This is a genomic window from Micromonospora sp. H61, assembly GCF_018070325.1.
GTDB lineage: Bacteria > Actinomycetota > Actinomycetes > Mycobacteriales > Micromonosporaceae > Micromonospora > Micromonospora salmantinae.
Genome location: NZ_JAGPXY010000016.1, coordinates 46,348 through 70,189, shown reverse-complemented (window position 1 = coordinate 70,189; position 23,842 = coordinate 46,348). Strand labels below are relative to the sequence as shown.

The 23,842-nt window shown below is 71.6% G+C and carries 23 protein-coding genes; 11 read left to right on the top strand and 12 right to left on the bottom strand.

The features are described 5' to 3' along the window. Window positions 1-67: 67 nt before the first annotated feature. On the top strand, window positions 68-3,205 hold the full coding sequence (locus KBX08_RS11180; RefSeq protein WP_210783051.1) for a BTAD domain-containing putative transcriptional regulator: 3,138 nt from the start codon (window positions 68-70) through the stop codon (window positions 3,203-3,205). Here KBX08_RS11180 and KBX08_RS11175 read toward each other — a convergent pair. Then, a complete protein-coding gene (locus KBX08_RS11175) occupies window positions 3,189-3,938 on the bottom strand; it encodes an ABC transporter permease (protein ID WP_210783049.1) in 750 nt (249 codons plus the stop codon). The two genes, KBX08_RS11180 and KBX08_RS11175, sit on opposite strands and share 17 nt — an antisense overlap. Next, a complete protein-coding gene (locus tag KBX08_RS11170) occupies window positions 3,935-4,879 on the bottom strand; it encodes an ATP-binding cassette domain-containing protein (protein WP_210783107.1) in 945 nt (314 codons plus the stop codon). The genes KBX08_RS11175 and KBX08_RS11170 overlap by 4 nt, the downstream gene beginning before the upstream one ends. Window positions 4,880-5,053: 174 nt before the next feature. On the opposite strand from KBX08_RS11170, the gene KBX08_RS11165 reads away from it, so the two are divergent. After that, window positions 5,054-5,395 carry a VOC family protein gene (locus KBX08_RS11165; RefSeq protein ID WP_238690284.1) on the top strand — a complete coding sequence of 114 codons (342 nt, stop codon included), beginning with the start codon at window positions 5,054-5,056 and terminating at the stop codon, window positions 5,393-5,395. Window positions 5,396-5,420: 25 nt separating this feature from the next. Here the strand turns inward: KBX08_RS11165 and KBX08_RS11160 are convergent, their stop codons facing one another. Together KBX08_RS11160 and KBX08_RS11155 are read right to left on the bottom strand one after the other, a co-directional pair. Then, on the bottom strand, window positions 5,421-6,065 hold the full coding sequence (locus KBX08_RS11160) for a dihydrofolate reductase family protein (protein ID WP_210783045.1): 645 nt from the start codon (window positions 6,063-6,065) through the stop codon (window positions 5,421-5,423). A 92-nt stretch (window positions 6,066-6,157) separates the two neighbouring features. Continuing rightward, window positions 6,158-6,583: a hypothetical protein gene (locus KBX08_RS11155; RefSeq protein ID WP_210783043.1), complete on the bottom strand. Its 426-nt coding sequence runs from the start codon at window positions 6,581-6,583 to the stop codon at window positions 6,158-6,160. 133 nt (window positions 6,584-6,716) lie between these two features. Here KBX08_RS11155 and KBX08_RS11150 point away from each other — a divergent pair, with 133 nt between their 5' ends. Next, the gene (locus KBX08_RS11150) at window positions 6,717-7,598 is read left to right on the top strand and encodes an LLM class flavin-dependent oxidoreductase (protein ID WP_210783041.1); all 882 of its coding nucleotides are present in this window, start codon (window positions 6,717-6,719) and stop codon (window positions 7,596-7,598) included. A 34-nt stretch (window positions 7,599-7,632) separates the two neighbouring features. On the opposite strand, the gene KBX08_RS11145 is transcribed toward KBX08_RS11150, so the two are convergent. From KBX08_RS11145 to KBX08_RS11135, 3 genes are read right to left on the bottom strand one after another with little or no spacing between them, the layout of a single operon-like run. Next, window positions 7,633-8,064, bottom strand: coding sequence for an ASCH domain-containing protein (locus KBX08_RS11145; RefSeq protein ID WP_210783039.1), 432 nt, complete (start codon window positions 8,062-8,064; stop codon window positions 7,633-7,635). A 57-nt stretch (window positions 8,065-8,121) separates the two neighbouring features. Beyond that, entirely contained in the window at window positions 8,122-9,168 is a 1,047-nt protein-coding gene (locus KBX08_RS11140) for a questin oxidase family protein (RefSeq protein ID WP_210783037.1), read from the bottom strand. A 33-nt stretch (window positions 9,169-9,201) separates the two neighbouring features. Next, window positions 9,202-9,753 carry a phosphoribosyltransferase family protein gene (locus KBX08_RS11135; RefSeq protein WP_210783035.1) on the bottom strand — a complete coding sequence of 184 codons (552 nt, stop codon included), beginning with the start codon at window positions 9,751-9,753 and terminating at the stop codon, window positions 9,202-9,204. A 187-nt stretch (window positions 9,754-9,940) separates the two neighbouring features. On the opposite strand from KBX08_RS11135, the gene KBX08_RS11130 reads away from it, so the two are divergent. From KBX08_RS11130 to KBX08_RS11115, 4 genes are all read left to right on the top strand, one after another. Then, window positions 9,941-10,573, top strand: coding sequence for a septal ring lytic transglycosylase RlpA family protein (locus tag KBX08_RS11130; RefSeq protein ID WP_210783033.1), 633 nt, complete (start codon window positions 9,941-9,943; stop codon window positions 10,571-10,573). A gap of 104 nt (window positions 10,574-10,677) precedes the next feature. Continuing rightward, the gene (locus tag KBX08_RS11125) at window positions 10,678-11,802 is read left to right on the top strand and encodes a PP2C family protein-serine/threonine phosphatase (RefSeq protein WP_210783105.1); all 1,125 of its coding nucleotides are present in this window, start codon (window positions 10,678-10,680) and stop codon (window positions 11,800-11,802) included. Between the two features lie 128 nt (window positions 11,803-11,930). Further along, window positions 11,931-13,787 carry an acyl-CoA dehydrogenase gene (locus KBX08_RS11120; protein WP_210783031.1) on the top strand — a complete coding sequence of 619 codons (1,857 nt, stop codon included), beginning with the start codon at window positions 11,931-11,933 and terminating at the stop codon, window positions 13,785-13,787. Between the two features lie 195 nt (window positions 13,788-13,982). Then, window positions 13,983-14,252 (top strand): DUF6458 family protein, encoded by a 270-nt coding sequence (locus KBX08_RS11115; protein WP_030487564.1) that lies wholly within the window; start codon window positions 13,983-13,985, stop codon window positions 14,250-14,252. Window positions 14,253-14,300: 48 nt separating this feature from the next. Here the strand turns inward: KBX08_RS11115 and KBX08_RS11110 are convergent, their stop codons facing one another. Then, window positions 14,301-14,840 carry a histidine phosphatase family protein gene (locus tag KBX08_RS11110; RefSeq protein WP_210783029.1) on the bottom strand — a complete coding sequence of 180 codons (540 nt, stop codon included), beginning with the start codon at window positions 14,838-14,840 and terminating at the stop codon, window positions 14,301-14,303. 112 nt (window positions 14,841-14,952) lie between these two features. Here KBX08_RS11110 and KBX08_RS11105 point away from each other — a divergent pair, with 112 nt between their 5' ends. Continuing rightward, window positions 14,953-15,240, top strand: a complete 288-nt coding sequence (locus tag KBX08_RS11105) for a DUF6458 family protein (protein WP_210783027.1) — start codon at window positions 14,953-14,955, stop codon at window positions 15,238-15,240. A gap of 117 nt (window positions 15,241-15,357) precedes the next feature. On the opposite strand, the gene KBX08_RS11100 is transcribed toward KBX08_RS11105, so the two are convergent. Continuing rightward, a complete protein-coding gene (locus KBX08_RS11100) occupies window positions 15,358-16,035 on the bottom strand; it encodes a hemolysin III family protein (protein ID WP_210783025.1) in 678 nt (225 codons plus the stop codon). A gap of 107 nt (window positions 16,036-16,142) precedes the next feature. On the opposite strand from KBX08_RS11100, the gene KBX08_RS11095 reads away from it, so the two are divergent. The 3 genes from KBX08_RS11095 to KBX08_RS11085 are packed head-to-tail and all read left to right on the top strand — an operon-like array spanning window position 16,143 to window position 18,467. After that, the gene (locus tag KBX08_RS11095) at window positions 16,143-16,874 is read left to right on the top strand and encodes an allophanate hydrolase subunit 1 (RefSeq protein ID WP_210783023.1); all 732 of its coding nucleotides are present in this window, start codon (window positions 16,143-16,145) and stop codon (window positions 16,872-16,874) included. Beyond that, window positions 16,772-17,734, top strand: coding sequence for a biotin-dependent carboxyltransferase family protein (locus tag KBX08_RS11090; RefSeq protein WP_374101936.1), 963 nt, complete (start codon window positions 16,772-16,774; stop codon window positions 17,732-17,734). The genes KBX08_RS11095 and KBX08_RS11090 overlap by 103 nt, the downstream gene beginning before the upstream one ends. Further along, a complete protein-coding gene (locus tag KBX08_RS11085; protein ID WP_091396260.1) occupies window positions 17,718-18,467 on the top strand; it encodes a LamB/YcsF family protein in 750 nt (249 codons plus the stop codon). The genes KBX08_RS11090 and KBX08_RS11085 overlap by 17 nt, the downstream gene beginning before the upstream one ends. Window positions 18,468-18,498: 31 nt before the next feature. Here the strand turns inward: KBX08_RS11085 and KBX08_RS11080 are convergent, their stop codons facing one another. The 3 genes from KBX08_RS11080 to KBX08_RS11070 all read right to left on the bottom strand — a co-directional run bounded on the left by KBX08_RS11080 (window position 18,499) and on the right by KBX08_RS11070 (window position 23,674). Next, complete coding sequence (locus KBX08_RS11080; protein ID WP_210783019.1) at window positions 18,499-20,331, bottom strand: NHL domain-containing thioredoxin family protein; 1,833 nt, start codon at window positions 20,329-20,331, stop codon at window positions 18,499-18,501. A 118-nt stretch (window positions 20,332-20,449) separates the two neighbouring features. Continuing rightward, window positions 20,450-23,194, bottom strand: a complete 2,745-nt coding sequence (locus KBX08_RS11075; protein ID WP_210783017.1) for a hypothetical protein — start codon at window positions 23,192-23,194, stop codon at window positions 20,450-20,452. A gap of 342 nt (window positions 23,195-23,536) precedes the next feature. Next, the gene (locus KBX08_RS11070; protein WP_165435866.1) at window positions 23,537-23,674 is read right to left on the bottom strand and encodes a hypothetical protein; all 138 of its coding nucleotides are present in this window, start codon (window positions 23,672-23,674) and stop codon (window positions 23,537-23,539) included. Window positions 23,675-23,842: the final 168 nt, after the last annotated feature.

Below are 23,842 nucleotides of genomic sequence, written 5' to 3'. Positions count from 1 at the left end.
GACCGCCGTCGGCGGAGCGGGCATCGGCGACACGGATGCCTTTCGTGTTCATGGCAGGATCTGCCAGGTGCAGGTCGGGATGCTTGGTCCATTCGAGGTTCGCACGGACGTCGGCACCGTCATCGACGTGCCGGGCGCGCGGCTGCGCGGGCTGCTGACCGCCCTCGCGCTCAGCCCGGGTCACGTGGTCCCGAAGGGGACCCTCGTCGACTGGATCTGGGGCGAACATCCGCCCAATGACGCGGTGAACGCCCTGCACCGCCTGGTTTCCCGGCTTCGGAAGGCGCTGCCGGAGGGGTCGATCGAGGGACAGACGGACGGCTACCGGTTGATGGTCGAACCTGACGTCGTCGATGCCGTACGGTTCGAACGCCTCGTCGGCCTGGCTCGCGATGATGAGGGCCCGCAGCGGGTACGACGGTTGCGCGAGGCCCTCGACCTGTGGCGCGGTGCGGCGATGCAGGACGTCGGTCTGGTCGACAGTACGGCGCTCGACGCGGCGGTCACCCGACTCGACAGGCTGCGTCTGACGGCCCTGGAGGATCGCTTCGACGTTGAGATCAGTCTCGGCCACGGTCCGGAGCTGGTCGCGGAGCTGACCGACCTGGTGGCCGCGCACCCGGTGCGGGAACGGCTGGTTCTCGGGTTGATGCAAGCCCTCGCCGCGAGTGGCCGCGACAACGAGGCGCTGCTCGTGTACCAGCGCACGAGTGAGGCCCTGGCCGACGCGCTGGGCGTCGACCCCTCGCCGGAACTCTCGGCGTTGCACGTCGCGCTCCTGCGGGGCGAGGTGCGGCGGCGCGCGGAGGGCCGGAAGACGAACCTTCGTGCCGAGTTGAGCAGCTTCATCGGCAAGGACGAGGCCGTTGCCGCGGTCGGCGCGCTCGTCGCCGAACATCGGCTCACGACCCTGATCGGGCCGGGTGGCTCCGGGAAGACCCGGCTGGCCACGGAAACCGCGCGCAGGATGCTCGACGACCTGCCGGACGGCGCCTGGCTGGTCGATTTCGCTGCGATCGGCGCGGACGGCGACGTGGTGCAGGCGACGCTTGCGGGGCTCGGACTCCGGGACGCTCTGCTCGGCGAGCCACCGAGCATGGAGTTGGTCGACCGGCTCGTCGCCGCGATCCGCGAGCGGGAGGCGTTGCTGATCCTGGACAACTGCGAGCACGTGATCGAGTCGGCGGCGGTGCTCGCTGACCGGCTGCTCGGGGAGTGTCGGCGACTGCGGATCCTCGCGACGAGCAGGGAGCCGCTCGGCATCACCGGTGAGGCGCTCTGGCCGGTCGCGCCACTGGCCCTGCCGGACGCCGACGCCGACGCCAGCGAGATCGAAACCTCTCCGGCTGTCCGACTGCTACGGGACCGAGCGGTCGCGGTGCGGCGGGATCTGGCGGTCGACGCCTCCACGCTGTCGACGATGGCGCGGATCTGTCGGGCGCTGGACGGGATGCCGCTGGCGATCGAACTGGCCGCCGCCAGGTTGCGCACCATGTCCATCGACCAGCTTGCCAGGCGGCTCGACGATCGGTTCCGCCTGCTGACCGGCGGCAGCCGTACTGCGTTGCCCCGGCACCGGACGCTGCGCGCGGTGGTCGACTGGAGTTGGGAGCTGCTGACCGACGCCGAACGGACGGTGCTGCGCCGGCTGTCGGTGTTCTCGGGCGGGGTGAGCCTGGAAGCGGCCGAACGGGTCTGCGCCGGCGACGAGGTCGAGCAGGATGACGTGCTCGAGTTGGTCACCGCGCTGGCCGAGAAGTCGCTGTTGGTCGCCGAGGGCGGCGAAGCCCCGCGCTACCGGATGCTCGGCACGATCAAGGAGTACGCCGTGCACCGCCTCGCCGAGGCGGGGGAATCGGACCTGGCTCGCCACGCGCATCTGGCGTACTTCACCGAACTGACCGAGACCGCAGAGCCGCAGCTTCGCCGCGCGGACCAGGTGAGATGGCTCACCACTCTCGAAGTCGAGCACGACAACATCGGTGCCGCCATGCGCGGTGCCCTCGCTGCCGGCGAAGCCCACGCGGCCATGCGGTTGGCCGCGGGTGCCGGCTGGTACTGGTGGCTCGGTGGCCACCGGACCGAAGGCATGGAGTTGATCACGGCGGCCACCGAGACGCCTGGTGAGGTCAGCGACGAAATCCGGGCCACTGTGTACGCGCTCGTCGTGCTCTTCATCAACTCGGGGCCTGGCGACGAGCACCAGGCGGCGGAGTGGATCCACAAGGCGTACGAGTTCAGCCAGCGCAGTAACGGGGGCCACCCGGGGACGGCACTCGTCGTCCCGCTGGAACGGATGTTGCGAGCGCCGGACGCGATCCTGCCCGCATGGGAACCGCTGCTGAACGACGAGGATCCCTGGGTACGCGCACTGGCCCGATTGCAACTCGGCAAGATGCGGATCATTTTCGGCCAGGACGGTCCGGAGGTGGACGAGTATCTCGTGGCGGCGCTCGCCGAGTTCCGGGCACTCGGCGAACGGTTCGGGATCTCATTCGCCCTGACCGAGCTGGCGGAGCTGATTGCCGTACGCGGTGAGTTCGTCGGTGCGTGCGAGCTCTACGAGGAGGCGACCGCGGTCGTCACCGAGGTCGGCACCGTCGAGGACATCATCCGGATGCGGTCCCGGCAGGCTCAGCTGTACTGGTTGCTTGGCGATGAGAAGTCCAGCGCGGCTGCCATGGCCGAGGCGCGGCGATGCGCGGAGCGGGTCACGTGGCCGGGTGCGTTGGCCGTGCTGGCTCTGTCACAGGCGGAACTCGCTCGCTGGAGTGGCGATGCCGAAGAGGTGGGCCGGCAGGTCGGTGTCGCGACGACCCTGTTGCGCGATGAGGCGAAGCAGGCGTACATCCGCGTGATGACGCACGACCTGCTCGGTTATGTCGCGGACGATCTCGGTGAGGCGCGCAGACACCACTCCTCGGCCTGCGTGGCGGCCGCCGAGACAGGGCACGCACCCTCGATAGCGCGGGTTATCGTCGGCGTCGCGGACCTGGCGCTGCGCCTTGACCAGTACGAGCACGCCGCCCGGTTGCTCGCGGCCAGCAGCGGTGTGCGCGGACGGCAGGATCATTCCCAGCCGGATGTGGCCCGGATCGAGCAGGAAGTACGGCGCCGCCTCGGCGAAGTGAGCTTCGCAGAGGCGGCGCGAGAAGGCAGTCGGACGGACTGGAACCGGTTGGTCGCTGTCACGCTCGCTTCGTGAACGTGGAACGCGCCCACAGGTAGCCGACGAGAGCAATGCCGACGCACCAGGCGAGGGCGGGGATCACGTTACCGCTGGACGGTGTCCCGTTGAGGAACCCGCGCAGAGTTTCGATGATCGGCGTGAAGGGCTGGTATTCCGCGAACTCACGCAGCCCGGGCCCCATCTTGTCCGCCGGCACGATCGCGCTGCTGAAGAACGGCAGCATGACCAGCGGTACGGAGGCCAGACCCGCCGTTTCCGGAGACTTCGCCGAAAGACCCAGGGCGACCGTGAGCCAGCCGGCGGCGAAGCCGAGCAGCACGATGATGCCGAGCGCGCCGAGCCAGCCGAGGAGGCTCGCCGACGGGCTGAATCCGAGCAGGAAGGCCACCCCGACAAGGGCCGCGATGGCGACCAGGTTGGTCAGCACGCTGGCGACGACGTGACCGGTCAGCACCGCACCGCGGGAGACGTGCATGACTTTGAACCGGTTGATGATGCCCTTCGTCATGTCGGAGTTCACCGCGGTCGCGGTGGCCCCCAGCCCGTAACAGACCGCCAACAGCATCAGTCCGGGAGTCGCGTAGTCGATGTAGTCGACCCCGACGTTGAAGGCGTCACCGAACATGTAGACGAACATCAACATGATCACGATGGGCATCAGGACCGCGTTGAACACCGAGGTCGGGTTTCGGGCGATGTGCTTGAAGTTGCGACGCAGCATGACGATCGAGTGGGACTTGGTGCTCATTTCGCGGAGACCTCCTGGGTGCGGCTGCCCGTCAGGGCGAGGAAAACGTCGTCGAGGTCCGGCGTCTGCACGGAGAACCCTTCGGCGCTGATCGCGTACTCGTCGAGCCGGTCCAGCAGGGCCCGCAGCGAGGCCGTGCCGCCATCGCTGGGAACCCGCAGGGCCAGTGCGTCGTCGTCCCGCGTGGAGTCGGTGAGCACCCGGGCGGCCGCGTCGAGTTCGGCGACGGTGGCGAACCGGAGCCGGACGTGAGTGCCCGGGATCTGGCGTTTGAGCTCGTCGGGCGTGCCCTGGGCGACCAGGCGCCCCTGGTCGAGTACGGCGATCCGGTCGGCGAGCTGATCGGCTTCCTCGAGATACTGAGTGGTGAGGAAGATCGTCACGCCGTCGGCCACCAGGTCACGGATGATCGACCACATCGTGCGACGGCTACGTGGATCCAGGCCCGTGGTCGGCTCGTCGAGGAAGATGATTCGCGGGTCGCCGACGAGCGTCATCGCCAGATCCAGCTTGCGGCGCATACCGCCGGAATAAGTCGACACCGGCTTCTGTGCTGACTCCACCAGATCGAACCGCTCCAGCAGCTCCGTGACGACCCGCCTGCCGTCCTTGCCGGGAACCTGACTGAGATCCACCATCAGCTGCAGGTTCTCTTGGCCGGTCAGTAGCTCGTCCACCGCCGCGAACTGACCGGTGACACCGATTGCGGCGCGCACCGCCTTGGCCTGGGTGGCGGCGTCGTGCCCCGCGATGCGTACGGTCCCACCGTCGGCCTTCACCAACGTGGTCAGCACGTTCACCGTCGTCGTCTTACCCGCCCCGTTCGGACCGAGCAGGGAGAAGATCGTGCCCGCACGGACATCCAGATCGATGCCATCGAGCACGACCTTGTCCTTGTAGGCCTTTCGCAGCCCGGAGACTGCAATCGCTGAACTCGTCATGCAACTACCATCGGCGGCTGGGCTGTCACCCCCCTGACATGGCCCTGACACGGCCACTGACACGGGTCTGAACGCATCGATTAACGGCAACGACAGTGGTAGTTCCTGCCGGGCCTCGGCACCGGCTAGGGTCCGGCGTGGAGGTGGTCCGTGTTCACCGAAGCCTTTCCGATCGTGACGACACCTGACCTGCCACGACTGATCGCGTTCTACCGGGACGTGGTCGGCTTCGAGCTGACCTACCGGTTCCCGGACGAGGGCGCCCCGGAGTTCGTCGCTCTGCGGCTGGGCAGCAGCGAGCTCGGCCTGGCCGCCAACCCGGAGGCTGGCGGGCCGGCCGACTCGCACCGCTGGGAGTTGTGCGTCTATGCCGACGACTGCGACGCAGCAGTGGGCGCGTTGCGTACGGGCGGGGCGACAGTCATCGAGGAGCCGGTCGACCAGCCCTGGGGTGAGCGGTCCGCGCGGGTCACCGACCCCGACGGCAACCGGTTGCTGGTGCTGGCCCGGCTCTAGGCGACCGTGCCGGGAAGGAGGTCGGTCATCGCCTCCAGAACAGGAGATGGGTGATTCCGCTGGGGCTGGGCACCGACTCGAGGTGGAAGCGGTCGAGCAGCTCGTCGGGGCTGTCCCACAGCCGCTCGCCCCGGTGAAGGTCGACGGGCGCGACGGCGATGTGCATCGTGTCGACCAGGTCGGCCTCGAGGAACTCGCGGATGATCGCCACCCCACCACCGAGGCGTACGTCCCGACCGGCGGCTGCCTGCTTCGCCTCGGCCAGTGCCTCGGCCGGGCTGACGTCGCGGAAGTGGAACGTCGTGTCGGACAGGCTGAACGACGGGCGCACGTGGTGGGTGAGCACGAAGACCGGCGTGTGGAATGGCGGGTTGTCCCCCCACCAGCCCTGCCACTCGTGGTCCTTCCAGGGGCCACGCTGGGGGCCGAACTTGTTGCGACCCATGATCTCCGCGCCGATGTTGCACTCGGCGTCGCGGGTCAGGTAGTCGTCCAGGCCACGGGTGCCGCCCGGCTCGGTGCGATAGACGAAGCTGGCGGTGGCGGCACGCCAGGAGAACATTGGGGTGGGGTCCGCGTGACCGAAGGGTCGTTCCAGGCTCTGCCCCTCTCCGGTCCCGAACCCGTCGCGCGAGACGTTGAAGCACTGCACCCGCAGTAGTTGTGGCATGGCATCTCCTCTCAGGTTTACGGGTCGGCGTCAGCTCGGCCCCCTCCCGGTGGGTGCCGCTCCCGGAGGGGTCGGAGCCGAACACGATGGCCCTACCGGGATGAAGTGTGACCCGTGTCACCTGCGGGCTCGGTCAGGAGCCAGGTCCCGGCGTGTTCCGGGTCGCGTGACCAGCGCATCCGGGCCCTCTCCTCCGGGCGAGGGCTCCAGTCCCGGTAGGGCGCGAGGGCCACCCGCCAGGCGATCACCGCGAAGAAGTAGAGGCCCGGGCCGACCAGCCAGAGCAGCGCGTCGCGTCGCCGATAGGAGGCGTACGGCGCGAGCCACGCGGTTGCCGCCATCGGCACCGCGACCGCGCTGAGGTCGGCCACCGGCCCGCGGCCGAACCGAGACTCGATCAGCTCGCGGAGGATGAGCGACGGAACCACCACCCCGACCAGTAACGCCACCGTGCGGATCAGGCGGAGCCGGCGGGTCCGATCCGGGGCTACGCGGGGGGCGGTTGCTTCGGCGGGCACCCCCGGAGGGTACGGGCTGGCCGCAGCGGTAGCTCCAGGACTGCCGGACGGCGATGGTGCTCCGAACGCTGGCCCGGTCCTCTGCTCAGCGTGATGCTGGGGGCGGAGGACCGGCCCGACTAGGGTGGCGATCATGCGGATTGGCATCGTGATCCTGCCGGACCAGCGGTGGGCGGAGTCGCAGCGTCGCTGGCGGCAGGTCGACGAGTGGGGCTTCGACCACGCCTGGACGTACGACCACCTGGGTTGGCGTGACCTGGTCGACGGCCCGTGGTTCGACTCGATGGCCACGCTGACCGCGGCGGCCACGGTGACCTCGCGGATTCGACTGGGCACCCTCGTGGCGTCGCCGAACTTCCGGCACCCGGCCGCGTTCGCCAGGCAGATCACCACTGTGGACGACGTCTCCGCCGGCCGCCTGCTGCTCGGCCTGGGCGCGGGCGGCATCGGCTTCGACTCGGCGGTGCTGGGTGGTGAGACGCTGCCGCCGCGTCAGCGGGTCGACCGGTTCGCCGAGTTCACCGAGTTGTTGGACCTGATCCTGCGGGAGGACGGCACCACCTGGCGTGGCGACTGGTTCGCCGCGGTGGATGCCCGCAACAACCCCGGCTGCGTGCAGCAGCCCCGGGTGCCGTTCGTGGTGGCCGCCAACGGGCCACGGTCGATGCGGTTGGTGGCCCGCTTCGGGCAGGGGTGGGTGACCACCGGCACCGGTGACGACAACGACCTGGCGGGTTGGTGGGCCAGTGTGTCGGCGCTGTCCGCGCGGATGGACCGGACCCTGGACGAGGCCGGCCGCGACCCGGCCAGCCTGGACCGCTACCTCTCGCTGGACGCGGCGCCGGTCTTCTCGCTCAGCAGCGCACAGTTCTTCGCCGATCAGGTCGGCCGGGCCGCCGAGTTGGGCTTCACCGACGTGGTGACGCACTGGCCGCGCGCCAGCAGTTGGTACGCCGGTGACGAGGCCATCCTGGTGGACGTGGCGACCCGGTTGCTGCCACAACTACGGGGCTGAGGCCGCCACACCAAGCCCTGGCTGAGACGGCCGGTCAGGTGCCGAGGTCGCCGCTGGTCACACCGCCCTCGCCGCCGGAAACCAGGCGGAAACGCAGGCAGACGATCGGGGTGTCGCCGTCGACCGGGGTGCCGAGCCGCGCCCAGTAGGTCGAGTGCCCGGCCCGCCACTCCTCGATCGAGCGGTCGCCCTCGCCCTCGGCGTGGGCGAAGTCCCAGGGCACGTCGGCGAAGCGGACCACCTCGACTCCGGTGATCTCCACGACGCCGGCCAGTGCGTTGTCGTCGTCGACAAGGGCCAGGCGTTCGCCGACGTGCTCCAACTCCTCGCCTTCTTCCGCGTACTCGGCGAGCCGGCCGGCCGTCGCGGTCTTCACACCGGCCAGCACCAGGGTGTTGAGGGTTGACCGCAACTCGCCGGGGGTGCCGAGGGCGAGGGCGCGCAGTTCACCGATCCGAGGCCACATCCTGCCGAGGCTAGGCCAGCGCGGGCCGGGTCGCCGCCGCAATACCCGTCGCCCCGCTCAGATCAGTTGGCCGGCGTAGCCGGGTGCGGTGAGGAGCCGCTCGTCAGCACTGGTCGCGTACGCGTCGAGGATCGCGTCGGCGAGCTTGACGACGTGCTCGTCGCCGTGGCGGGCCGCGCGGGCGAAGACCTCCGCCGGCGTCGCGGGGGTCACTGTCGGTGCCGCGATGCCGTTGGCCGGGGCGTACACGGAGGTCATGGCCGCCGTCGCGGCCCAGGCCGCGGCGAAGCTCGGCGCCCACAGACCCCTGTCGAGTGCCGGCAGGGTACGCAGCACTGCGGTCGGCGCGGTGACCGCGTGCACCAACATGACCGGCGCCGCGTGCCCGAAGCGCAGGTAGTCCAGGCCGGCCCGGTGCACCAGCGTGGTGAGCCCGCGCTCCGCCTCGGCCGGGCTCCGCACGGGGCGCAGCGTCGCGAGTGCCGGCTCCCATCGGGGTACGCCCGGCAGCTGGTCCAGCCGATCCCGGACGCCGCCGGTCTGGTCGTCGATCCGGGGCAGCCCGGCCAGCGCGGCCGCCACGTCGTTGTCGTCAGTGCCCGGCTGGTCCGTCTCGCCGGTGAGCAGCCGGTCGGTGCCGGGGATCGGCTGCCATCGGGCCGCCCAGTAGCCGAGGGCCTGGCCCAACTCGGTGAGCCGCTGTCGGTTCGCGTCGTCCGGGTCGAGCGCGCGTACGGCGTGCCCGACCCGGATCACACCGTGCGTGGCGCCGGCGGCGATGCCCGGCAGCAGCCGGGGCCACCAGGTGCCGAGCACCGCACGCCACGGGTGTTCGCGCAGTTGCCTGTCGAAGTAGGCCAGCCAGTCACCGGCGCGCTTCGGATCGCCCAGCGCTGACCGCCAGTCGTCGATCGGGTGCAGCCCTCGGGGCAACTCGTCGAGGCGGCCGAGGTAGTCGTCGAGCCAACGGTGCACCCGGTGTGGGTGCCCGTGTCGGACCAACGCCTCGACGGCCATCGGCCCGTGGTTGGACAGCCAGCCCTGATATTCGGGGCCGGTGTGGTGCAGCCGCTCGTACGCCTCGTCGAGAACTCCGTCGCTCATCCGCCGATCGTCGATGTTGAACCTCGCTTCAGGTCAAGCGGGCAGATCCGCGGCGTCGATCAGGCCGGTGATCCGTAGGTCGGCCGCGACCTCGGGCGGGCAGTCCACGGCCACCACAGCGGTGCCCAGCACCTCGGCGCCCCGCGCGGCGCAGATGTCGTAGAGCGCGCGTAGCTGCGCGCCGGTGCGCACCCAGTCGTCGACCACCAGCACCCGGTCGTCGGGGCCGAGGTGTCGGTCGCGCACGGCGAGGTCTACCCGTCGGCCCCGGTAGTCCGGTGGGCTCTGTGCCCAGGTGAGTGGCCCGGCCGGAAGTCGCCCGTCACCGGGCTTGTGGGCGGCCACGAAGCCGACTCCGAGGGCGGTGGCGGCCAACGGCCCGAGGAGGAGCCCGGTGACGGCCGGCGCGAGCACCACGGTGGGCCGGGCGGCCCGGTACGGCGCCACCAGGGCCGGCCCCAGCTCGGCCAGCACCGCCGGGTCACGCCACCAGCCGGAGATGTCGCTGACCAGGTGACTGGTGTCCGGGCCGGGGTCGATCCAGTGGAACAGGGCGGCCAGGCGTTCGGTCAGATCGGCGGGCATCCGCTCATCCTGCGGCACGGGCGGCGGGCGTGGTGGCACCCGGGCCACCCGGCCCACCCGGGGTCGGATGATCGGCTACACGTACCTGTGCAAATGCGGGCATAACATCATGATCACGTTGACTTCGGAAGTGCTTCTCTCGTTACGGTCCGACCCGGTTTGTTCAGACGACGAAAGGACCGGGCCGGTGGCAGGCAAGCACTCTCGTACCCGCATCTTCTCCTCGCCGGCGGGCATCGTGGCCACCGCGGCGGTCGGCGTCGCCCTCGCCGTCGGAGGCACTGTAGGTGCCGTGCAGTTGGTCTCCGGCCCCGACCAGTCGGGGCCGGTAGCTCTCGACCTCACCCCGACCACCGCCGCGAGCAGCCTCACCCCCAGCGCTCCGGCCGCCACCCCGAGCGTCAGCGCCTCGCCCAGCGTGACCGCCAGCCCGTCGGCGACCCGCTCGCAGCAGGCCGCCTCCCGAGGCAAGGAGCGCACCGCGTCGCCGAAGCCGAAGCCGACCGTCAAGAAGACCACGGCCGCGGCGAAGGTGCTGGACAGCGGTTCGTGCGGTGCCTCGTTCTACTCCGACGGGCAGCTCACCGCCAACGGCGAGTCGTTCAACCCCGACGCGCTGACCGCCGCGCACAAGACACTGCCGTTCAACACCAAGGTCCGGGTGACCAACCCGGCCAACGGCAAGTCGGTGACGGTACGGATCAACGACCGCGGCCCGTTCATCGACGGCCGCTGCCTGGACCTCTCCCGGGCCGCCTTCGCCAGCATCGCCTCGGTCGACGTGGGCGCGCTCACCGTCCGCTACGAGGTCCTCGGCTGAGCGGGACCGGCGACGCCGATTCGGCCGGCCGACTGGGCCGGCCGGACAGAACCTCCTCGGACGAGGGGTCAGGTTCATTCACCGGTTCACGTGGATCAGGCAAACTGTCCCTCGTACCCACGCGACTCCTCCAGTCGGGCCGTCGCCCGCTGAGCCCCGGATCCCGCGCCGGCCTCGGCGCGGCCCTCGCTCTGCTCGCGATCGTGTCGGCGGTGGAGGCGGCGGACGGCCGCAAGGTGCACTACGTCGCGCTCCTGGCGGCCGCGCCGGTCCTCGCCGCCGCCCTGGCGTCCTGGGTGGTGGTTCTGGGGGTGGGCGTCGCGGCGACGGTGATCGGCGCCGGCTTCGCGCTGGTCGCGCCGAAGGTCTCGTTGGTCACCTCGGTCAACGTTGTCGCGGTCGCGCTCGCCACCGGGATGGCCGTGGCGGTGGCGTGGGTTCGCCAGCGGCAGGCCGAGCGGATCGTCGAGCTGACCAAGCTCGCCGCGGTGGCCCAACAGGCGGTGTTGCGCCCGCTCGGGCCGCAGGTCGGCACGCTCTCGGTAGCGGGGCGCTACATCTCCTCCACCGCGACGGCCGAGATCGGCGGCGACCTGTACGAGGCGATCGACACGCCGTACGGCGTCCGCATGATCATCGGTGACGTGCGGGGCAAGGGTCTGGACGCGGTCCGGCTGGCCAGCATCGTCCTCGGTTCCTACCGGCACGTTGCGTACGAGCGGGCCGACCTGCGGGCCGTCGTCGCCGACCTGGACCGCGCGGTGGCCCGCAACGTCGGCGACGAGGACTTCGTCACGGCGGCACTGGTCGAGGAGCGTGGCGGCACCCTCACGATCGTCAACTGCGGGCATCCGCCACCGCTGCTGCTACGCCGGGGTGCGGTGATCCCGCTGGAACCGCCGGCCCCGGCGCCTCCGCTCGGGTTCATGCCGGTGGTCCGCCCCCGGGTCGAACGGCTGGAGCCCGGGGACCGGCTGCTGCTGTTCACCGACGGTCTCGGCGAGGCGCGGCGGGACGGCGAGTTCTTCCCGACCGCCGACCGGGCCTGGCGACTGCTCGGCCATGGCACTGTCGCCGACGGGCTGGCATCGCTGGAGACCGCCCTGGTCGAGTGGGTGCACGGTCGACTCGACGACGACATCGCGCTGGTCCTGATGGAGTACGTGGGCGCCCGTACCGGCGCGGCCGTCGCCGTCCCGAGCTGGGAGGTCGGCGCCGCCGAGAGCTGAGCGGCCGACCGCGTCCGCAGGTGTGTAATCGCCGTCACTTGGCTGATCCGCTTGTCGCTGCCTACCCGCGAGTAATACAGTCGGGGTTACTGATCGGTAACACCTGTCCGGAAGCGGGGCCAGCGAGCATGACCCACTACAAGAGCAACCTCCGGGATCTCGAGTTCAACCTGTTCGAGGTCTTCGGGGCGGACCGGGCGTTCGGCCAGGAGCCGTACTCGGATCTCGACACCGACACCGCCCGCAGCTTCCTCGCTGAGGTCGACCGCCTCGCCCGCGAGGATCTGGCCGCCAGCTACACGGACAGTGACCGCAATCCGCCGGTCTTCGACCCGGCGACGCACACCGCGCCGCTGCCGGAGTCGTTCAAGAAGTCCTACCAGGCATTCATGGAATCCGAGTTCTGGCGCCTGGACCTGCCGCCGGCGCTGGGCGGCACCAACGCGCCGCGCGCTCTCTGGTGGGCGCTCGCCGAGCTGGTGCTCGGCGCGAACGCGCCGGTCTGGATGTACGCCTCCGGCCCGTCCTTCGCGCACGTGCTGCACGTCGAGGGCAACGAGCGGCAGAAGAAGTGGGCCAGGCTCTTCATCGACAAGCAGTGGGGCTCCACGATGGTGCTCACCGAGCCGGATGCCGGCTCGGACGTTGGCGCGGGACGCACTCGGGCGATCCAGCAGCCCGACGGCACCTGGCACATCGAGGGTGTGAAGCGCTTCATCACCTCGGGTGAGCACGACCTGAGCGACAACATCGTGCACTACGTGCTGGCGCGCCCGGTCGGCGTGGAGGGTGTCGGTGGCCCCGGCACCAAGGGCCTGTCGCTCTTCGTGGTGCCGAAGTTCCACTTCGACGAGACCACCGGCGAGTTGGGCGAGCGCAACGGCGTCTACGCCACAAACGTCGAGCACAAGATGGGCCTGAAGGTCTCCAACACCTGCGAGGTGACCTTCGGCGAGCACGGCGTACCGGCCAAGGGCTGGCTGCTGGGCGACAAGCACGACGGCATCCGGCAGATGTTCATGATCATCGAGTACGCCCGGATGATGGTCGGCACCAAGGCCATCGCCACCCTCTCCACCGGTTACCTCAACGCCCTCGAGTACGCGAAGAACCGGGTGCAGGGCGCCGACCTGATCCAGCAGGCGGACAAGACCGCCCCCCGGGTCACGATCACCCACCACCCGGACGTGCGCCGCTCGCTGCTGCTGCAGAAGTCGTACGCCGAGGGTCTTCGCGCTCTGGTCCTCTACACCGCCACCTGGCAGGACAAGGTCGCGCTGGCCGAGGCTGCCGGCGACGAGAAGGCCACCAAGCTGGCCAAGCGGGTCAACGACCTGCTGCTGCCGCTGGTCAAGGGCGTCGGTTCGGAGCGGGCGTACGAGATGCTCGGACACGAGGCCCTGCAGACCTTCGGTGGCTCCGGGTTCCTCCAGGACTACCCGCTGGAGCAGTACGTCCGCGACGCCAAGATCGACACCCTGTACGAGGGCACCACCGCCATCCAGAGCCTCGACCTGATCTTCCGCAAGATCGTTCGGGACAACGGCAAGGCCCTGCTCGCGGTCTCCGGCGAGATCCAGGAGTTCATCTCCTCCGAGGCGGGCAACGGCCAGCTCAAGGAGGAGCGGCAGGCGCTCGGCAAGGCGCTGGCCGAGATCCAGAACATCCTCGGCGTGCTGACCGGCTGGCTGGGCGAGGCGCAGGGCGGCGACACCCGCGCGCTCTACAAGGTCGGGCTGAGCAGCCGACGGTTCCTGCTGGCGATCGGCGACCTGGTGGTCGGCTGGCTGCTCCAGCGGCAGGCCGACGTGGCGCTGAAGGCGCTGGCCGGCGAGGTCTCCGCCAGCGACAAGGCGTTCTACACCGGCAAGGTGGCTGCCGCCCGCTTCTTCGCCCGTGAGGTGCTTCCCCGCATCGGCGCCGACCGGCGGATCATCGAGGGTGCCGACCTCGACATCATGGACCTCCCGGAGGAGGCCTTCTAGGTCCTGTGCTGGGTCGCACCACCCGGCACTTGCCACGGCCGGTGGGGCTTCCGCCCCGCCGGCCGTCGCCGTCTCGGCCCGACGGCGGCACGTATTGGCCGAGCCCGGTCGGGTATGCCGCTGGCGTGGCGGGTAACCGTCGCGTGACCTCGAAAGGGAACGCCCAGAGCCACCGCACGGGGGAGTGCAGCGCACATGGGTGTAGGAAGCGGCATTTTTCTCATCGCGATCGGCGCGATCCTGACCTTCGCGCTGAGAGCCAACGTCTGGTGGATCGACGTACGCGCGGTCGGCTGGGTGTTCATCCTGGCCGGGCTGGCCGTACTGCTGACCACTGTCTGGTTCTGGCAGGACCGGCGCAAGAGGGCTCGAACCCTCATCGTGGAGGAGAACCGGCTGTCTCATCCGACGGCGATGATGCCGCCACCGCCGGACCCGCCGCCACCAACCGCACCGCCGTCCTGATCCCCGCACAACACGTACCCTGAGCCACCCGTCTGATCGGCGGGTGGCTCAGTCGCGTGCGGTGTGCCGAGCCGTGAGCGGCGCTCCCGCCCTGCTCAACTCCGACCAGCCGAGCGGGCAGCGGTGCACCGCAAGCTCGGCCGTGCGCAAACCCTCGTCGTCCACTCCCTCGGGGTCGAGGAGCGCGGAGAGCAGCGAGATGCCCGGATTGTGGGCAATGAGCAGCGCTGTGCGGGCCGCCGGATCCACAGTGCGGACCAGCGACAACAACTCCTCGGGGTGCGCGTCGTACGCACCCGGCTCATAACGGACGGTCGGGCGAGGACCGGTCGGGCCACCCTCCGGTGGTGAACCGGTCATCCCCATCGCCACCCCGTGCCAGGTCTGCCGGGTGCGTCGGGCCGTCGAGCAGATCACCACGTCGGGCAGCAGCCCCTGGTGCGCCAACCAGGCCCCAGCCGTAGCCGCGTCGGCGGTTCCACGTGCGCTCAGCGGCCGCTCCGCGTCGTCCGCCGCGTCGCTGCCCTGCTCGGCCTTCGCGTGCCGCAGCAACACCAGAGTCCGTGTGTCGGGGTCGGCGTCCGTCATGCCCCCAGCTTGCCCGATTGGCGATCTCTGCGCCTGGGTAAGTCGATGGATGCCGCACCCCTACCGACGGCCGCGGCGCGACGTACGCCAGGTTAGAGCCGAGGAGCGAGACATGGGCATTGGTGGCAGCATCTTCTTGATCGCATTAGGCGCGATCTTCGCGTTCGCAGTGGAGGCCGACCTGGGCTGGCTGGACCTGGCCGTGGTCGGCTGGGTACTGATGCTCGCCGGCGTCGCCGGCCTGCTCGCCACCCTCTACTTCTGGAACAGCCGCCGTCGCCCGGTGGTGGCGGCGCCGGTTCGCGAGGAGCGCGTGGTGGCCGACCGGGTCGTGCCGGTCCAGGACAACCAGGTCATGCAGGAGTACCGCGAGGTGCGTCGGCCGGGCCGACCGGTCTGATCCTCGCCCACACACTCCGGGGTCCCGCAGCGTCGCGGGGCCCCGGCTCGCGTCTGCGCCGGGACCGCCGGCCCCCACTACCCTTGCGGTGCGGGCCCGGTCCCGAAGCCGGTCGGGTCAGGCGAACAGCGCGAAGTAGATCGCGATGTGGTGACAGAGCGCCGCCAGCAGTGTGCAGGCGTGGAAGAACTCATGGTGGCCGAAGACGGTCGGCCACGGATTGGGTCGGCGCAACGCGTAGAAGACCGCGCCGATGCTGTAGATCGCGCCGCCGACGATCAGCAGCACCAGCGCGGCGACGCCGCCCCCGTGCAGGATCTCCGGCAGCATGGCCACCGCCACCCAGCCCAGCGCCAGGTAGAGCGGCGCGGACACCCAGCGCGGCGCGTGCGGCCAGACCACCTTGACCGCCACGCCGGCCAGCGCGCCGCCCCAGACCAGGGCCAGCATCACTGTGGCCGGCCGGGGCGCGAGCAGCATCGCGCAGAGCGGTGTGTACGTGCCGGCGATGAACACGAAGATCATCGAGTGGTCCATCCGGCGCATCACCTGGTAGCCGCGCTCTGACCACACGCGACGGTGGTACAGCGCGCTCGTGCCGAAGAGCCCGCAGACCGTCAGGCTGTAGATGAGGCAGCTCACCAGGGGTGCCCACCCCGGCCGGGTGGCGGCGATCGAGCAGAGCACGATGCCGCAGACCACGGCGACGAAGAAGGCGTACGTGTGTAGCCAGCCGCGCATCCGGGGCTTACCGATGTCGACCGGCTTCAGGCGAAGCGGGGCGGAGGTGGTCACCCAATCAGGTTACGGCACCGTAGGTTACTTGTAAGTAGTGGCGTTGGTGACACCCGGCACCGTCAACGTGAACACCGGATCGGCACGACATCGGCGAGGATGAGCGGATGCGGATCCGACAGGTCGGGGCGCACGCCCTGCTACTCGACTGCACCGCCCCCGCCGACACCCCCGAACACGTCGCCGACACCCCCGAGGCCGCGTTTGTCGAAGCGTGGCGGGCCGAGCTGTGGCGGCGTCGGGAGCGGGGTGACCTGATCGCCGTGGAGATCGTGCCGGCGGCCCGGACCGTGCTGCTCGACGGCCTGCCCGACCCGACCACCACGGCCGATCAGCTGACCCGATGGGCATCCGCCGTCACCGCCGCGATCACCCGCCCCAACCAGGCCCACGCCCACGCCAAAGACCACGCCGACGCCCAGGACCACAACGCCACAGCCGGAGACGCAGCCGACGGCGCGGCGGACGTGGTCGTACCGGTCACCTTCGACGGGCCGGACCTGCCGGCGGTGGCGGAACACTGGGGCGTGGACGTGTCGGCAGTGCGGCACCGGTTGACCAGCACCCGGTTCCGGGTCGCCTTCTGCGGCTTCGCCCCCGGATTCCCCTACCTGACCGGGCTGCCCGCCGAGCTGGCGCTGCCCCGGCTGGCCACGCCCCGTCCCCGGGTGCCGGCCGGCTCGGTCGCGTTGGCCGGCCCGTACGCCGGCATCTACCCGGGCGCTTCCCCGGGCGGCTGGCAGCTGGTCGGTCGGACCGACCTGGTGCTGTTCGACGTGGCCGCCGACCCGCCGGCCCGACTCGGTCCGGGCACCACGGTCCGGATGGTGGCGGCGTGACCCACCCGGCCACCATCGAGGTGCTCCGCGCCGGCGCGCTCACCACAGTGCAGGACCTGGGCCGGCCGGGTTGGGCGCACCTCGGCGTACCCCGGTCCGGTGCTCTCGATCCGGGTGCCCTGCGGTTGGCCAACCGACTGGTCGGCAATCCGGAGCACGCGGCCGGCCTGGAGATCACCCTGACCGGCTGCACCCTGCGGCTGACCCGGGCGGCGACGGTGGCGGTCACCGGCGCCGAGGTCCCCGTCCAGGCGGGTGCCCGACCCGGTGACACGGGACGCCCGCTCACCGTGCCGGCGGGGACGGTGCTGCGGATCGGTCCCGCCCGGCGGGGCGTACGGAGTTGGCTGGCGGTGGCGGGCGGCATCGACGTGTCACCGGTGCTCGGTAGCCGGGCCACCGACACCCTCTCCGGGCTCGGCCCGCCCCCGCTACGGGACGGTGACCTGCTGCCGCTCGGTGATCCGGTCGGCACCCCCGCACCGGTGGACCTGACCGTGTGCTCCACGCCGCCTGAGGAGCTGCACCTGACGCTGGGCGCCGGTCCTCGCGAGGACTGGTTCACGCCGACAGCGTTCGACCGGCTCTTCGGCAGCGCGTACACCATCAGCCCGGTGAGCAACCGGGTCGGCGCGCGGCTCGCCGGCGCGGCGCTGCCCCGCGCGGTGGCCGGCGAACTGCCCAGCGAGGGCATCGTGCTCGGCGCGGTGCAGGTACCGGCGGACGGACAACCCCTGATCTTCCTCGCGGACCATCCGACCACCGGTGGATACCCAGTCATCGGGGTGGTCACCGACGTGACCCCGCTCGCGCAGGCCCGGCCAGGTACTACCGTCAGATTCCATGGACCTCAACGCTGACCTGGGCGAGGGATTCGGCATCTGGCGACTCGGCGACGACGAGGCGCTGCTGAGCCTCGTCACCTCCGCCAATGTCGCCTGCGGCTTCCACGGCGGCGACCCGTCCACCATGCGGCGGGTCTGCGAGGGTGCCGCGCGCCGCGGGGTCGCGGTGGGCGCGCAGGTCGGCTACCGGGACCTGGCCGGCTTCGGCCGGCGGCACATCGCGTACGACTTCGCCGAGCTACGCGACGAGGTGACCTACCAGTTGGGGGCGCTGGACGCGTTCTGCCGGTTGTTCCGCACCCGGGTCCGCTACCTCAAGCCGCACGGCGCGCTCTACCACGCGGCCAGCACCGACGAGTCCCAGGCGGCGGCGGTGGTCGCCGCCGTCAGCGGTTACGACCCCGAGCTGCCCGTACTCTGCCTTCCCGGCTCGACGCTCGCCCAACTCGCCGTGGGCGCGGGCCTGCCGGTGGTTGCCGAGGCGTTCGCCGACCGCGCCTACCTGCCCAACGGGGCGCTGGTGCCGCGCGGCACCCCCGGCGCGGTGATCACCGACCCCGAGCAGGTAGCCGAACGGGCGGCGCGGATGGCCACCGAACGCAGCGTGGTGGCGGTCGACGGCACAGTCATCCCGTGCTCGGTCGACTCGATCTGCGTGCACGGCGACACCCCCGGCGCGGTGTCCGCCGCCGAACTCGTCCGCGCCACCCTGATCGACGCCGACATCACACTGGCCCCGTTCGCGTGATCGGAGGGGCCGGCGGGCCCCTCCGATCGCGTCAGGCGTCCAGGCCGCGAAGCACCAGCGGCAGCCTGGTCACGGCACCGTCGACCACCCGGACCGGTACGCCCCAGTCCTGCCGGGTCAGGTGGCACGCCGCGTGCTCGACGTCCGCGTCACAGGTCGCCGCCTGCGCGGTCACCTGAAGCACCCCTGCGGTGACCTCGCCGTTGAGCACCAGCCGGCGGGACAGTTCGGTGCCCGTGCCGGCACCGTCCACCAGCAGCTCCGGCGGGGACGCGGAGACCACCAGCCGGGTCGACGGCCCGTACGTCTCGTCCAGCTTCTGCCCCGGCGCCGGGGTGAAGACGATGTCCAGGGTGACCTCGCCGGCCGCGACGTCGGTCGGCTTGCGCTCGGTGCGGTGCCGAGGCCCGTCCACGGTGCTGGCACCCGCCGCCGACAGGGCGCCGGGGGCGAGCCGGGTCAACCGGTGCGCGGCGGACTCCACCACCAGCACCTCACCGGACGGGGTGAGCACCAGGTCGCTCGGCTCCGCCAACCCGTCCGCGACGGTGGAGACCTGGTTGCTGGCCGGGTCGAAGCGGCGCACCGCACCGTTGTACGTGTCCGCGATCAGCACCGAGCCGTCCGGCAGGGCGCACACGCCCAGCGGGTGCTGCAGCAGCGCAGTCTCCGCCGGACCGTCCACGTGCCCGAAGTCGAACAGACCCTGCCCGACGGCGGTGCCCAGCACACCGTTCTCGACGTACCGGACGGCGCTGGACTCGCTGTCGGCCACCCAGAGTCGGGTGCCGTCGGCGGAGGTGGAGAGCCCCGACGGCTGGGCCATCCACGCCTCGGCCAGCGGGCCGTCGCGCAACGCCTCCACAGTGGTGCCGGCGTACATGCCGGCGGTCCGCTTGATCGGGTCGAACCACCAGAGCTGGTGGATGCCGGCCATCGCGATGATCAGCTTGTCGTCGTACCAGGCCAGGTCCCACGGGGAGGAGAGGTCGACGGCGAACGCGTCGTGGGCGTGGTCGTCGACCTCGGCGCGCCACTGCCGCCCACTGCCGGCCACTGTGACCACCTCGCCGGACTCCAGCCGTACGCCGCGCAGCAGGTGGTTGACCGTGTCGGCCACCACCAGGTCGTAGCCGGCCACCTCGGCGACGTGCGTGGGCAGCAGACACACCCCCTGCGGCTCGGAGAACGTCGCCGCGGCGGCCGGCCCGTCCGCCCGGCCGCGCTCGCCCGAGCCGATCCGACGCACCGGCGTCTCGCCGTCCGGGTCGATCTCGACCAGGGAGTGCCGGGCCGAGTCCGAGACCAGCAGGTTGCCGTTGGGCAGCAGCACCGCCTTACCCGGGAAGCGCAGCGCGGTCTCCGGTGCCGGCGGCGGGACGTACGGGCCGGTCCCCCGGTGCAGGGTGCCCTTGGCCTCGTGGGTGGCGATCAACTCGTCGATCAGTCGGGCCAGCCCCTCGGCGTGCCCCTCGCCGGCCATGGTGGCCACCACGTAACCCTCGGGGTCGATCACCGACAGGGTCGGCCAGGCCCGGGCCGCGTACTGCTGCCACATGTCCAGCTCAGGGTCGTCGAGTACGGGGTGGTGCACCCCGTACCGCTCCACGGCGGCGGCGAGCGCGTCGGCGTCCTTCTCGTGCTCGAACTTCGGCGAGTGCACGCCGATCACGACGAGCACGTCGCCGTACTTCTCCTCCAGCGGGCGCAGCTCGTCGAGCACGTGCAGGCAGTTGATGCAGCAGAACGTCCAAAAATCGGCAATGACGATCTTGCCGCGAAGGTCGGCGAGCTTGAGGTCGCGTCCACCGGTGTTCAGCCAGCCCCGACCGCGCAGTTCGGGAGCCCGTACTCGTGCGCTCATGCACCCATCGTGCCTGACCATCGGCCCGTGTTCGGCCGGAGGGGGCGAGATTCCGGTACCACCTGCGGGTACGACGACGGCGGGGTCACGGTTACCCGTGACCCCGCCGTCGGTGCAGCTACTTCGTGGCCGGCTTCAGGCAGAGCACCCGGTTGGTGCCCTCACCCGGCAGCACCACGTGGGGCTGGGTCGTGTCGGTGCACTTCTCCTTGGCGTCCACCTTCGAGACGATCGTGAACGCGCCCGCCTCGCCGCAGTCCGCCGCCGAGGCGCCGCCCTGCCCGGACTGCTTGACGCAGGTGCCGACTGCCGGGTCGAAGGACGGCGTGTCGTTCCCGCCGACCTTGCCGAGCAGCAGCAGCAGGCCGAGCGGCACCGCCAGGATGAGCATCGCGGCGATCAGCACCGCGGCCAGCACCCGGCCGTTGCGCACCTTCGGCGTCGGTGGCTCCACCTTCGGCTCGTCGGCGTCCGGCTTGAACGAGTCGAACCGGCCCTGGTCCGCCTGGCCGGCCTCCTGGCCCCAGGACGGCGCGGGCTGCGGCGGTGGCGGGAACGACGGGAAGCCGCCGCCCGGCGCCGGTTCGGTCGCCGGCCCACCGAAGCCCGGCGCGCCGGTGCCCGGGCCACCGAAGTTCGGCGCACCGAAGGTCGCCGCCCCGTTCACAGTGGCAGCACCGGCGGCAGGTGACCCGGGGCCGCCGAACTGGTCCGCCGGCGGCTCGGCACCGGAGTGCGGACGGGTGCCGTTCACCGGCCTGTTGTTGCCCGGGGCGTCGACGAAGGACGGCACACCCGGCGGGAACGCCGGCGGCGCAGCCGGCGCCTCGTTGAACGCGTTCGGTGCGGGCTGCCGGTCGTCGAAGCGCGGATCGGCCGGGGACTCGCCGCCCCAGCCAGGCCCAGCCCGCCGCTGCGCGTCGTGCTGCCAGTCGGGTGGGGACTGCTGCCGCTGCGCGTCGTTCTGCCAGTCGGGAGCGATCTGTCGCTGCCCCTCGTGCTGCCAGTCGGGCGTGGCCTGCCGTGGCGCGTCGTTCTGCCACTCCGGAGCACCCTGGCGGTCCGCGCCCGAGTCGCCCTGGAACGCCTCCGGCTCCGGCTCGGCCTCCGGCTCCGGTCGCGCCGGACGGCCGTACACCCGGGGTTGCGGGTTGGCCGTGCCGGTCGGTCGGATGGCCTGGTCGGTCGGCGGCATCACCCGGCTGGCCAGCGGCACCGAAGCGCTCGCCGTGGCCCTGGCCGCTGCGCCGGCTGCCGACTCGGCGTCCGACACCGGTACGACCGCGCGGCCCGCTCCGGACTCCGGAGAGGTACGCGGGGCGGGCACCACCGCGCCGCTCGCGGAGACGTCCTCGGGGCGGCCACCGTACTGCGCGGCGGCGTCCGGGGTTTCCCGCTCGGCGTAGGCGGGCTGCTCGGGGATCGGAGCGAACTGTGCCTGGGGCGCGTAATCGGCCGGCGGGGCGGCAGCCAGGCTGGCACCCGGGACGCGCTGCTCCTGCGGGGGCAGCGGCACCGCGTTCGCCGGCGAGATGCCCGGCGCGGGCCCGGGCTGGTAGGCCGGTGCCTCGTCGCCCCGGTCCGCCTCCCAGCCTCCACGGGACTGGGCGGAAGCCTCGGCCTCCGCGCGACCCCACACCTCACCGGGGGCCCACGGCTCGACCTCCGACACGCCGCCGGAGTTGCCCTGGGTGGCGTTGTCCGGGCCGGCGGCCCAGTTGGGCGCGCCGCCGCTGGTGGGCACGCTGGCGCTGGCCCGGGCGGGGAGGTTGCTCGGCTCCGCCTGGGTCCACCCTGCCTGCTCCGGCCGCTCGGTCGGCTGCTCCGGTTGGGAGAGCACCCAGTCGGGCTGCTGCGGACGGCCCTCGGCCTCGCCCCAGGCGGCCGGCTGCGCGGGCTGATCCTGCCGCGCGTCGTTGCCGTCGTTCCACACTGCGGGCTGCGCCTGCGCCTGCGCCTGCTGCTGCTGCGCGGCCCACCCGCCGGAGTTGGCCGGATCGTCCTGCGCGGGCCAGTTCGTCGGCGGGGCCGGGACCTGGGCGGCGCCACGGGCCGGGCTCGGCTGGGCGGCCTGACCCCAGCCGGGGGCGGGCTGCTCGGTCGCTTCGGCGGGCTGGCTCCAGGTCGGTGGCGACTGCTCCGCCGGCGTCCACACCGGTTGGTCGTCGCGGGCGGCACCGGCGGCGGGCCAGCCGCCGTTGCCGGTGGCCTGGTCCTGCTGGGCCCCGCCGGACCAGCCGGCGGCCTGCGGCGCGTCGGATTGCGGAGATTCGGTCGCTCGCCAGTCAGCCGCGGGCGGGCTGCCCTGCGCCGCGCCGCCCCAGCCGCTGGCCGGGTCCTCCTGGGCGGGCCAGGCGGCGGTGGCCGGGGGAACCTGCGCGGCGCCCCGTGCGGCTGGCTGGGCCTGCGCCCAGTCCGGCTGCTCGGCGGGGGCGTTCGGGGTCCAGGTCGGTGCGGGTGCGCTCTGCTCGGCGGGCGTCCAGCCCTGCTGCTGCGCGGCCCAGGGGTCGGGCTGTGCCGGAGCCGGCGCGCCGTCGTTGCCGGACCACGCGCCGGGCTGCTGCTGCGGCGGCTCGCTCGCGCCACCACCGGCGGCCCAGGCGGGCTGCGCCGGGTCGTTGGGCTGGGCAGCCGCGGTGGCACCCCAGGCGGGGGCCGGCGGCTGCTCGGACTGGGCCGCCCATGCCGGCGCCGACGGGTTGGGCCGCGTCGGGGGCGGGGGTGCCCAGCCCAGGTCGGGGCCGGCGGCGTTCTGGCCGTTGTCCGGCTGCGCCGGGCGGTCGCCGTACGGCGCCGGTCCGCCGGCGCCCGGTGACACCTCGTCCGGCTCCTGGCCGGGTCGGTGCGGGCCCTCGGACGTCATGGGTGCGCCTCCTCCATCACATGTCGGCTCGCCGGTGCCGATCGGTCTCCTCGGCGTGGCTGCCGGCGTCACCGGCGTACCGCTGTGCCGGCTCCCCGCACGGTATCGGGTGTTGGCACGGCACGTCCAAGGAGCACTGGTCGTCACTCACCGTGGCCGGTTGATGTCGAGCAGTTTTGTCGGCTCGGCCTCTGCCGGGTCGGCGGGCGGCGACCGAAGCCCACCGTACCGGGCGCTGCGGCAGGGCGGAATCCCGGTGGTGGTGGTTGGGAAACGCCGATGGCCCACCCGGTGGGCCGGGTGGGCCATCGATCTGGAGGAGGTGAGGAATGTCGTGGAGCGTCAGCTCATGTGACGCTGGGCGATGACGAGGATTTCCTCGCGGACCGCCGGCGAGTTCGCGGAGCGCAGCGCGTGCTCGATGGCACGGGCGCGGCGGGTCGCGTCGCGGTGGTTGCGGATTCGCTCGATCATGCTCATTGGTGGGTCCCCCTAGCTATTCGGTTGTCAGCCCCTGATACGTCTATTCAACAGCAGAAGCCGGCGAAATTCCATCGATTATTAGGTGAGCTGAGACACCTGCCTAACAATCAAAGGTCAACAAGCCATCTGGCCGACGGTTCCGTTGCCCAACGGACACGGCCGGTG